Annotated in this window: 8 protein-coding genes; 4 read left to right on the forward strand and 4 right to left on the reverse strand. The window is 44.3% G+C overall.

The features are described from left to right. Positions 1-91 precede the first annotated feature (91 nt). The 3 genes from NST12_RS13950 (at position 92) to NST12_RS13960 (ending at position 4,507) form a co-directional block, all read left to right on the forward strand. Entirely contained in the window at positions 92-1,915 is a 1,824-nt protein-coding gene (locus NST12_RS13950) for an APC family permease (protein WP_048624047.1), read from the forward strand. A gap of 293 nt (positions 1,916-2,208) precedes the next feature. Next, positions 2,209-2,616, forward strand: coding sequence for an anti-sigma regulatory factor (locus tag NST12_RS13955; RefSeq protein ID WP_048624048.1), 408 nt, complete (start codon positions 2,209-2,211; stop codon positions 2,614-2,616). 31 nt (positions 2,617-2,647) lie between these two features. Then, positions 2,648-4,507, forward strand: coding sequence for an ATP-binding protein (locus tag NST12_RS13960; RefSeq protein ID WP_341101603.1), 1,860 nt, complete (start codon positions 2,648-2,650; stop codon positions 4,505-4,507). A gap of 78 nt (positions 4,508-4,585) precedes the next feature. Here the strand turns inward: NST12_RS13960 and NST12_RS13965 are convergent, their stop codons facing one another. From NST12_RS13965 to NST12_RS13975, 3 genes are all read right to left on the reverse strand, one after another. Beyond that, positions 4,586-6,004, reverse strand: coding sequence for an amino acid permease (locus NST12_RS13965; RefSeq protein WP_341101605.1), 1,419 nt, complete (start codon positions 6,002-6,004; stop codon positions 4,586-4,588). Between the two features lie 313 nt (positions 6,005-6,317). Further along, the gene (locus NST12_RS13970; RefSeq protein ID WP_341101607.1) at positions 6,318-7,382 is read right to left on the reverse strand and encodes a tartrate dehydrogenase; all 1,065 of its coding nucleotides are present in this window, start codon (positions 7,380-7,382) and stop codon (positions 6,318-6,320) included. Between the two features lie 309 nt (positions 7,383-7,691). Beyond that, entirely contained in the window at positions 7,692-8,801 is a 1,110-nt protein-coding gene (locus NST12_RS13975; RefSeq protein ID WP_341101609.1) for an AbrB family transcriptional regulator, read from the reverse strand. Positions 8,802-9,452: 651 nt separating this feature from the next. Here NST12_RS13975 and murB point away from each other — a divergent pair. Continuing rightward, complete coding sequence (murB, locus tag NST12_RS13980) at positions 9,453-10,397, forward strand: UDP-N-acetylmuramate dehydrogenase (protein WP_341102247.1); 945 nt, start codon at positions 9,453-9,455, stop codon at positions 10,395-10,397. A gap of 238 nt (positions 10,398-10,635) precedes the next feature. Here the strand turns inward: murB and NST12_RS13985 are convergent, their stop codons facing one another. Continuing rightward, positions 10,636-11,778 carry a glycerate kinase gene (locus NST12_RS13985; RefSeq protein ID WP_341101610.1) on the reverse strand — a complete coding sequence of 381 codons (1,143 nt, stop codon included), beginning with the start codon at positions 11,776-11,778 and terminating at the stop codon, positions 10,636-10,638.

Raw genomic sequence — 11,778 nt, forward strand, 5'->3', positions numbered from 1 at the left:
GCAGAGTCATTTTCCCCTCTGCGGTTTTTGTTTGCGCAAAATGAAATCTCCACTTTTATCAATATTTTCAAACAAGAGGTGCAAAACCATTATGTATATGACATTAAAACGATTGCTGATAGGAAAGCCACTGAAAACCAATGCCCTTAGCGAGCATAAATTAAGCAAAAGGAAAGCGCTGGCCATTTTATCATCCGATGCTTTATCTTCCGTTGCATACGGTCCCGAACAAGTGCTGATCGTCTTAGCTACTGTCGGAGCAGCGGCTTACTGGTACTCCATTCCAATCGCAGTAGGGATTTTGATACTGCTCATAGCGCTCATCCTCTCCTATCGGCAAATTATTTACGCCTACCCTCACGGCGGTGGAGCGTATATCGTATCTCGAAACAACTTGGGCGAAACAACTGGTCTCGTCGCCGGCGGATCGCTCTTGGTCGACTATATTTTAACCGTTGCCGTCAGCATTTCCGCAGGGACGGACGCCATCACTTCGGCATTTCCTTCCCTGCATGCCCACAGCGTTCTGATTTCTATTCTTCTTGTGCTCTTTATTACCATTTTAAACTTGCGTGGGCTGTCTGAGTCGGCAACCGTGTTGTCCTATCCGGTCTATTTGTTCGTATTGGCCTTGCTTGTATTAATTGCGGTCGGAATTCAGAAAGTCGCCACCGGCCAAATCCCGGCTACTGCCCATGAACCGATGGGACATTGGGTGGATGGCGTCAGCATGTTTTTATTGTTAAAAGCTTTTACATCCGGATGTTCTGCGTTAACAGGCGTCGAAGCCGTTTCGAACGCGATTCCGAATTTTAAAGATCCCGCCGAAAAAAATGCGGCCCGCACGCTTATGATGATGGGCGTTTTGCTCGGAATTTTGTTTTCCGGCATTACCTTTTTAGCTTATTGGTACGGTATCAGTCCGAAAGCGGACGAAACCGTCGTTTCTCAAATTGCGGATGAAACATTCGGCCGAACGCCGTTGTATTACTTTGTACAAGGAACGACCGCCTTAATTCTCGTGTTGGCAGCGAATACCGGTTTTTCTGCTTTTCCTCTTCTCGCGGTCAACTTGGCGACAGATAAATATTTGCCGCGTATGTTTACCATTCGTGGCGACCGACTTGGATATTCAAATGGCATTTTGTTTTTAAGCATTGCTTCCATGATTCTGATTATCGCGTTTAAAGGAAAAACGGAAAACTTAATTCCTTTATATGCGGTTGGCGTTTTCATTCCTTTCACCCTCTCTCAAACCGGGATGATTGTGAAATGGATTCGGGAAAAACCAAAAGGATGGCAATGGAAGCTTGTGACTAACTTTGTCGGAGCGTTTATAACCTTTACGGTCGTTCTGACGTTGTTCATTACAAAATTTACTCATGTTTGGGTTGTTTTCGTCTTTTTGCCTGTAATCATTACCATGTTTTATAAAATTAAGCATCATTATATCAACGTGGGAGAACAATTGCGGATCAACCCTGATGAACAAACTCCGCCTATTGCGGGCAATGTCGTCATCGTTCCGGTCGCCGGAATCACGAAAGTAGTGGAAAACTCATTAAAATATGCCCAATCGATCGGCGATTATGTCATTGCTGTCTATGTGGCGTTCGACCGCGAAAGCGAAGAAGCCATGCAAGAAAAATGGAAAGAATGGCAGCCTGATGTGCGGCTTTTAACCTTTGTGTCTCAATATCGAAGTTTGGTTCATCCGATAGGAAGGCTCGTTGATTTTATCGAAGACAAAGCAGAAGATCACAATTATCAAGTAACCGTTTTGATACCGCAGTTTTTGCCGCGCAAAAGATGGCACCATATTTTGCATAACCAGTCGAGTTTGCTGCTTAGAGCCTATTTGCTTCGTACAAAAAACGTTGTCGTCTCCACTGTTCCTTACCATTTCAAGAAATAGCCAAAAGCCCCTAACCTTCGAAAGGGGCTTTTTCTTTTTGGAATCAAACTACAGCTTCCACCTTGCTCCATTCTTCTAGCTATCATTTATGAAGCAAAAAAACCATCTATAGATGGCTACACATTTAAACTGCACGATCATGATTTTATTTTTTGATTTTTTCAAAAAAAATACTAGATAAAACCAGTTATTTTGATAGAATTAATCTTGATCTGTAATTTCCAGCAAGCGGTAGTGAGGACTTCCGCTTACACTTTGATCGATTACTAGTAAGAGTAAAGGACGAAGAAAATGTGTACAGAATAGCGATTGATGATGAAAGAGATGTGTACATGGCCAGTTCCATCGGAAAAAAAGTGGCGGAAGAATTTGGACTGGACAAAATTCAACAAACCAAGCTGGTTGTTTCGATCATGGAATTGGCACGCAATATCATCTATTACGCAGTAAAGGGGGAAATTTTTATTACTCCCTTTCCTGACTACGGAATTGAAATTTTGGCTATCGACCATGGGCCGGGCATCAAAGAGATCGAAAAAGTTCTGAAAAGTGAGATTCGTTCCAAAAAAGGGCTTGGACTCGGTTTATCAGGAGTTCAGCGGTTAATGGATGAATTTGAGATAACCAGCAAAGAAGACTTTGGAACGAGAATCCGCGCCGTGAAATGGTTAAATGAAAGGCAGGGGAACCATCATTTATAAACAATTGAAATTTAGAGAAGTACACTATGGTTTGATTCTGCTTAAGCCGGACGGCCAAATTGAATATATGAACAATAAGGCCCAGAAATTAATAGGGCATAAAAGCCAGTCCGAACCGAAAAATATTTTTCAGTGCTTTGCTCATCCGGACATCAATAAAAAGCTTCAAGACTGTATGGATGGGACTTGCGAACAATTTGTCGCTCATGTTCACTCAAGACCTCATCTTTTTTTGTTCCATAAAGGCATTGGTCATCCGCCCTCAAGTCATTATTTGTATATCTTCAGCCTTGATCAGCTGAAGAATGTAGAAAATCACAATAATTGGAATGAGAGCTTATTAACTTCCATCGGTGAGATGTCAGCCGGCATCGCTCATGAAGTAAGAAACCCTTTAACAGCTGTAAAAGGATTTTTGCAATTATTGAATCAATCCTATAAACCAGAGTACATCGAAATTGCTCAAAGCGAACTGGAACGGGCGATTACCATTTTAAATGAGCTCATGAGCGTTTCCAAACCGGAATTTGATCAAGAAAAACGAACCACGTTTTCCATCTCCGCTGAAATTGAATCGATTTTGCTGCTGTTTCAAAACCAACTTTATAACATTAAAGTCGTCAAAAAATTGGAACATCCAAGCGCCGTTATTACGGGGAAAAAGGGCCAAATCAAAAAAGCGCTTTTCAACATTGTGAAAAATGCGATCGAAGCGATGCCCAAAGGCGGAATCTTGACGATTGAACAGTATGAAGATCATGAGGGAGTCCATATTAGAATCGTGGATACCGGCGTCGGCATCCCGAAAGATAAATTACGAATGCTTGGCACCCCTTTCTTCAGTTTAAAAGAAGACGGAACGGGAATGGGAGTGGCGCAAGTGTTTTCAGCCATGCAAAACAATAATGCATTCGTTCAAGTAGAAAGCGAAGAAGGAAAAGGGACTGCTTTTTGTTTGCACTTTCCAAAAGGCATCCGGCATTTAGATCCATTCTCCAGGAGGGATATTATGGCGAAAACAATTTCTTTAGAAAATGAGTTAACTGAATTTTTAATTCAAAACATCGATCAATATGCGAAACAATGGGTTCAATATTTACAAGAACATAAAAGCTATTATAATCACTTTCACGCAAGCAGCGACGCAGAAGAGGAACAGTTCAATCATTGTAAGCGTTTTATAAGCCTTGTCGTAAGAAGTATTCCGGAAATTAAAGCGGAAGAAATCATGGACTGGTCGAAAGAGCTTGGTACATCAAGGGCCAAAACCGATTTTCCCATTCATCTGGCTTGGGAATTTTTCCAATCTTCCCGAAGCATGATTTGGGAGGCCATTCATTCCTTTTATCAACAAACCGGCACCAGTCTGGTCATCGATGAGTTTTTTTCACTCGAACGGAAAGTCAATAATATTATTGATATGATGATTAACTCCTACACAGCTTATTATGTTCAATATAAAGACGAATTGCTGAAAAGCCAGCGCGAGACCGTCGATGAGTTGTCCGTGCCCGTTATACCTATCACCGATAAAATATGTATTCTTCCGATTGTGGGCACTGTCGATACATATCGAGCGAAAAAAATTCGCGAGAAGACTCTTTTTAAAGTGAAAGAGTTTAAAGCGCGCAAATTAATCATTGACGTCTCCGGAGTTCCATTCGTTGACACCGCTGTCGTCAACCATCTTTTTAAAATTGTGAGAGGGATTAAACTGTTGGGATGTTCCACCATCTTAACCGGAATCAGTCCGGAGATCGCCGATACGATGATCGAACTCGGCATCGAAATTGGAGAAGGGCTGGAAACCCGCTCCGACCTTCAGCAGGCACTCCAAGAAATCGGCTTTGGCTTTGAACATGCTTCGAACCATATGAAAACAAAAAGATAAAGAAATTGGAATCGCACTAAAAAGAATGACCGCCTGTTGATGGTCATTCTTTTCTCCTATACGGCTTTCATGACAATGTTATAACCGGCTTTCTGCTTCTTTGTTGATCGGCTGCGGATTTCTCATAATGAACGGATACAGCAGCAATCCGACCACAAATAAACCGATGCCTAGCAAGAAAGTTCTCATATCAACCGTTCCTGTTTTAATGACCCAAATGGAGTACACCAATGCGAGAACGGTAATCACGCCGTCTGTTCTCCGTGCTTCTTGCGCTAAGCCATAAGTTTCTCCGGTAATCACCAACTTTAATTGATAGACGGCGGACACAAGATACGGAATCAAATAGGCCAACGTCGCCACTACAATGACAAAATTATAAGCTCGGTTCACCGTATGGGATATGGTCGAAAACAAGAAAATCTGCGTCATCAAATTGGTGAGGGTTAAAGAGTTTATTGGACTTCCTTTTCCATTGGTTTTGGCGAAAAAAGCAGGGAATAGTCCCGTTTTTGCCGCTTGATAAGGCACTTCGGAACTGACGACAATCCAGCCTACAGTCGATCCGAACAAAGAAATTAACGCTAAAATTGCCATAATATAAGTACCGCCGCTTCCAATCACTTGTCCTAAAGCATCGACAAGCGGTTTTTGCGATTCTCTCAGTTCATCTTGAGAGAGAGCCCCCATCGTCAGCAGTGTAATCCCGATATAAATCAGCATCGAAATCAATAATCCTAAAAGGGTTGCTTTCTTAACATCTCCTTGCGACTTTGCCCGGTTGGAAAGCATTACGGCCGATTCGATGCCGATAAAAGCCCACAACGCGGAAATAGCTGCACCATTGATTTGTCCGCCCAAAGACACTGCCTTTCCGGTCGAATCCACAAAATGTTTGGCATTTCCCAAATTGCTTTGATCAAAAGCAAAAATAGTCAAAACGACAAATAAGGTAAATCCAAGCACTTTCGCAACAGTCGCCGTTAAATTGATTTTCCCGGCACCGTCAAAGCTGCGAGTCAGAATCCATTGAATTCCCCACAGCATCACCGTACACACTAAAAAAGTGATCAGTTTGCCGACTTCTAATTGAAACGATCCGGCTGACCATAAAAGTTTTTTGCTTTGCATGATCGGGAAAAAGGTAGTTAAATAACCGGCAAAAGAAATGATGACCGAAGCGGTCGCAGCCCAGTTGGCTGCCCAATATCCCCACGCCATGCTGTAGCCGGCAACCCGTCCGGCATTAGGCGAAGAAAACATCGCCTGTGCGTAGCTTTGCGGCCCAGCTTTCAGCTCCGGTTTTCGAATGGATAAATTTCCAAATACGAGCGCAATCATAAAAACCCCCAGCCCGGTTGCTATCCAGGCGAGAGTGGCCCCCCATGGACTGGACACTTGCGCCAAATTAGTCGGAAGCATAAAAACGCCGCCTCCTACCATATTTCCAACAACAAACATGGTTAAAATCCATAATCCCCATTTTTTATTGTTCATTCTGCTCACCTTTCTGATTCATTATCTTAAAACCAATCCTTCTTCCTTTATTAAGAAAAAACGATCGTTTTCATCAGGATCTTGATTTGACTTTACTATTTTACAACAAGTTCTTTAGTTTAGTAAAGTGGTAGAATAATAAAGAAAGAGGAAATGTATCCCACCGTTCAAAAGTCCTCCATATATTCTTGAAAACAGGCATAAAAAAATGGGGCCGACTGACAAGCCATAGTCATGGCCCTTTACAGTCGACCCCTGATATTCGAAAACATAGATTCATTGAACTCCTAAGCGTAAATAAAACAGCCTCTCTTCATTCCGCAAGTTCCTTCATTTTTCGGATAATCGCATCCGTTACTTCTTTCGTCGTGTTCTTTCCGCCTAAATCCGGTGTTTTGATTCCTGCTTCCAGCACCGCCTCAATGGCTTCCAATAGCAAATCAGCCGATTCCTGCTCGCCAAAATGGTCCAGCATCATTTTCGCCGTCCAAATTTGCCCGATTGGATTGGCGATTCCTTTTCCTGCAATATCCGGCGCGGAGCCATGGACAGGTTCAAACATGGACGGGTATTTTCCGTTTAAATGAATATTTCCGGATGGAGCGATGCCAATGCTGCCCATGATGGCCGCTCCAAGATCGGTCAAAATATCTCCGAACAGGTTGCTCGCGACAATGACATCAAACTCCTGCGGTCGAGTCACAAAAAAGGAAGCCAACGCATCAATGTGATAGGACTTCATGTCGACATCAGGATATTTCGCCGCAACTTCTTGAACGACGCGATCCCAAAAAGGCATCGTATGGACAATGCCATTCGATTTCGTTGCGCTGGTCACTCGCTTTCTTCTTGTTCTTGCGAGTTCAAAGGCGTATGTCGCTGCTCGTTCGATTCCTTTTCTCGTAAACACGGCGTTTTGAATCGCCATCTCGTCTTCCCCGCTGTGGATTTTTCCGCCGATTTCGCTGTACTCGCCTTCGCTGTTTTCGCGAACGACGATAAAATCAAAACCGGCCGGATGAGCCAGAGGCGATGTTATCCCTTTCAATTGTTTAGCCGGCCGGACATTGATCACCTGCTCAAACTCTCTCCTGATTTTAATGAGAATCCCCCATAATGACACATGGTCGGGCACCAATCGAGGATCGCCAATCGCTCCTAAAAAGATGGCATCGCTGTCAGCCAATCGGCTTAAACCATCTTCCGGCATCATTTTTCCATGCTTCAGAAAATATTCGCAGTTCCAAGGATATGTATCGTAAGAAAAGGAAAGGCCTCCATGCAGTTGAGACAAAGCTTCCATTACTCTTAATGCTTCCGGAACTACTTCTTTGCCGACCCCATCTCCTGGTATCACGGCTATTTTCTTTGTTTTCATCCTGAACCCTCCTACCCTTGTTTCTGGCCCGATAAGACTTAAACGATCAAACCAAATCATGTCACTCGTCTTTTTCACCTGAGAACCGTGCATGCTTTCCCCCTGATTGATTTCATCTAATCGACAAGTCGAATCCTCCTTGATAAAAATATTCATCTATTCTGAATTTTACGCCTATTTCAAGATGAGGGCAAATGATGGTTGATACAGAAGAAAAACCATGGTCATAAAAAAAAGGAACGCCCCGCTCTATGGCAGTGCCTTCCCTGTTGAATCATTGCTATTGAATTCTTCGCTTAGCGATAGATCTTACATGGCGTATTTGCGGTTCACCCATTTAAAAAACGATGGCAGGATAGCGACGACAATGATGACGCGGATCACTTGAACGGCGACCACAAAAGTAGAATCCGCGTTAAGGATCACGGCTGTCGCGGCCATCTCGGCAATCCCTCCCGGAGCAAATGCCAAAACCGAAGTGGCCAATCCGATATCCGTAAACCGAGAAACAATATAGGCGCAGACAGTTGTAGCCATCACCAGTCCAACCGATCCGGCCAATCCCACAAGAAAAATACGCCGTGCACCTTGAAACATTTCCTTGTTTAAAGAAGAGCCAATGCTTGCTCCCATGAGAATTTGCGCTACGATCATCAGCCAATTCGGCCACCATGCATTCAAATCGTGCCCTTTCAGCACTCCGCCTAACGTTTGCGCGATCGCCACAAAGATCATTCCTCCAACAAGCCAAGGAGAGGGGACTCTGATCCATTTTGCGACAAAAACTCCAGCCGCCGCCACAGCCACCAAAACTGCCGTCCAAGCTAGATGAGGATCGGTCGTTTGAAGAACGGCTATCGTTCGCGTCCCTTTACCGACAAAGTGTGAAGAATGCAGCGCCCACATCGAAATAAAAAAAGGAACCGTCCCCGTTACAAGAAGCACCCGAACCATCTGTGTAAGGCTGACAACCGCTACATTCGCCCCCAACTCGCTCGCAATTCCCGGCATGGCAGAAAGCCCTCCGGGAGCCGTTCCCACAAAACTCGTGATGAAATCGGTCGAGCTGAACCGCCATAAAATGAATCCAGACAATAGCGAAAAACTGATCGATAAAAGCAGCATGGCCAGCACAATCAAGCCGTCCTCATGAAAGACATGCCATACAGTGGTATTCATTTGTTGTCCCAATTGAATTCCTAAAATAAATTGGCCGATCCACATCCAATGTTTCATCAGCTTGATTTCCACTTGTTGAAAAGAAACAAACGCCGGTTTCCAAAGGGCCAGCACCCCGGCCAACATCAATGATCCGATCATCCAACCGATGGAAACTCCCGTCCGCGACAATAAAAATCCGCCAATACTGCTAATCAAAATAAACCATAAGTTTTGCAGAATCTTTTTTGTTGATTGCATAACGACCATCCTCTTTCAGTCCCCGTCTTCTTTGCTTTCCAATCGCTTTTCGTTTCTCATGATAGCCAACATATGCCTCCTCTATTATAACAGGGGAGTTCCTTTTAATTGGTACTCGAAGATTGGCTATGCCCGTTCGCTTTTGTGTGTCTGACCCACAAAAAAGCAGTCCAAAAGAAACATTCGCCCATCGCTCTTATAAGGGAGTGGGCGAATGTTTGTTCTGAAAAATACAGTATAATTAGTTTTTCCTCTATCCTTGATCTAGGTCCGCTTCCTTTTAATGCCCGGTTTGAATATATAGAATAAAAGCTGCGGCCTGCCTGGTTTTCCACAGCAGACCGCTGAATTCAGTTTCATCTAGGATGTTGCAGAAAAAGAGGGGGAAATTTCTAAAAACAGGAACGAGAAAGTTTTCTAAACTATCGAAGACTCCATTCAACGAAAATGATTCTCATTTAGTTCCTTCGTTTTTAACGATAATGATTATCATTATCTTTGTCAAGGATTTCAAGAAACTTTTTTGGCGATTAGAGATTCTTTATTCTGAAACGACACGAAAACTGCTATAATGCAATATAGAAACTCCTGATCTGTCGACAGATGGATAAACGATGATTTCGACATCCGAAGATTACGAATAAAGGAATGATGCAAGTGGCTGACTATCGGCAATTTTACGATAAATTAGCAGAAGTGGTCATGAAAGACAATATCAAAGTAGACGAATGTCTAAAAAAACACACCTATACACGGTTAGGTGGTAAAGCGGACCTTTTTGTCACACCTACTACTTTTGAGGAAGTTCAAGCAGTGGTTCAATTTGCGAAAAAAGAACAAATTCCTTTCACTTTGATCGGCAATGGGTCCAATTTAATCGTGAAAGATGGTGGAATACGAGGCATTGTTCTTTGTTTAAAAAACTTGAACAAAATCGTTGTGGAAGGAAATCAGCTCCGCGCACAAAGCGGCGCTGCGATTATCGATGCTTCTAAATACGCCTTGGAAAACCGGTTAACCGGCCTGGAATTTGCGTGCGGAATACCGGGTACGGTTGGAGGAGCTGTTTTTATGAATGCCGGTGCCTACGGCGGAGAAATAAAAGATGTGCTCGATTATGTGATGGTCGTGGATCGCGACGGAAACTTATTAAAACTGCCGGCTTCTGACCTCGATCTTTCTTACCGTACAAGTAATGTGGCCGAAAAAGGCTATATTGTGCTGGAAGCTGCCTTTGCATTGCAGCCCGGTGACTACGAAGAAATCAAAGCAGTAATGGATGACTTAACAGAGCGCCGCGAGTCCAAACAGCCTTTGGAATATCCGTCTTGCGGCAGCGTGTTTAAACGGCCGCCCGGTTATTACGCCGGAAAACTGATCCAAGACAGCGGACTTCAAGGCACACGGATCGGCGGCGCAGAAGTCTCCACTAAACATGCCGGCTTTATCGTCAATATCGACAATGCTACGGCAGCCGACTATATCGCCTTGATTCGCCATGTACAAAAAACCGTCAAAGAAAAATTCAACGTCAACCTCGAAAGAGAAGTCAAAATCATCGGGGAAGACTTAACAGACCCTTCGAAACAATGCTAACGCAAAAAGCGAAAGGGATCATTTCCCGTCCATTCAAGCGGGGAATGATCCCTTTTTTCAGTATTTGAAGACATCACATGAAGGATTGGACTCATTATTATCCGGCCGGTTTCACATTTTCGTGCTATTCAATGATCTGGATCAACAACGGTCATCCAAGTCCTCTGATTTTTTTATGGATCAATGATTAACGCGATGATTTTTAACCTCTTTCATACCCATATGTGATGAATCCTTCCTAATCGATATGCTTAGCCATCTTTATCGTCCGTGCGATATGGCGGGATGTTTGTTGAAGGTAAAACTCAGCGTGTTGAACGGCTTTTTCCCACGGGATGATCCCCGGGACTATGCTATAAAGGGTATCGATTCCGTGCTGCAACACGATGTCGCTGTCTTCGGATAACGAACCGGCGATGCCGATCACCGGAATACCATATTGTTTTGCGGCTTTGGCGACACCGATAGGCGTTTTCCCCGAGATCGTTTGACCGTCTATGCGTCCTTCCCCGGTAATCACAAGAGAAGCATCTTTGACGCGCTCTTGAAATTGAACCGCCTCCAGCACAATCTCGACCCCTCGCTTTAATTCCGCATCCAGAAACGCAAGCAAGCCGGCGCCGAGCCCGCCTGCCGCTCCGGCACCGGGAACATGGCGAATCGGTTTTTCCAATGTTTGTTCCACCACATCAGCAAAGCGGCTTAAATTTTCGTCCAGCTGTCGAACCATTTCCGGTGTGGCGCCTTTTTGCGGGCCAAACACAGCTGAAGCTCCGTTCGGGCCTGTTAAAGGATTATCGACGTCACAAGCAACATCGATTTTCACCTTTTTCAGCCTTGAATCGAGCGATGACAGGTCAATCTCCGCCAATTCCGACAAATGCCCTCCCCCCGGGGCAATTTCTTGTCTCTTTTGATCTAAAAGCCGGCCTCCCAGCGCTTGAATCATTCCGGCACCTCCGTCGTTCGTAGCACTTCCGCCAACTCCAATGATCAAATGTTCTACACCCTTATCCAGAGCAGCTCGAATTAATTCTCCCGTTCCTCTGGTCGTTGTGAGCAGAGGGTTTCGTTTTTCGTTCGGGACAAGATGTAATCCGGAAGCAGCCGCCATTTCGATAACCGCTGTTTTTCCGTCACCAAGCAAACCAAAAAACGCATCTACCGGCTCTCCTAATGGTCCTGTCACTCGTTTTTCGATGACGGTCCCTCCGGTCGCGTCCACTAATGACTGAACAGTCCCTTCTCCCCCATCTGCCATTGGAATTAACACGTACTCCACTTCCGGAAATACGTCCCGAAATCCTTTTTCGATCGCACGAGCGGCTTGAAAAGCAGACAAACTTTCTTTGAACGAATCAGGTGCAATCACAATTTTCAT

The organism is Bacillus sp. FSL W8-1127, from assembly GCF_038006725.1.
Lineage (GTDB): Bacteria > Bacillota > Bacilli > Bacillales > DSM-4216 > Bacillus_O > Bacillus_O smithii.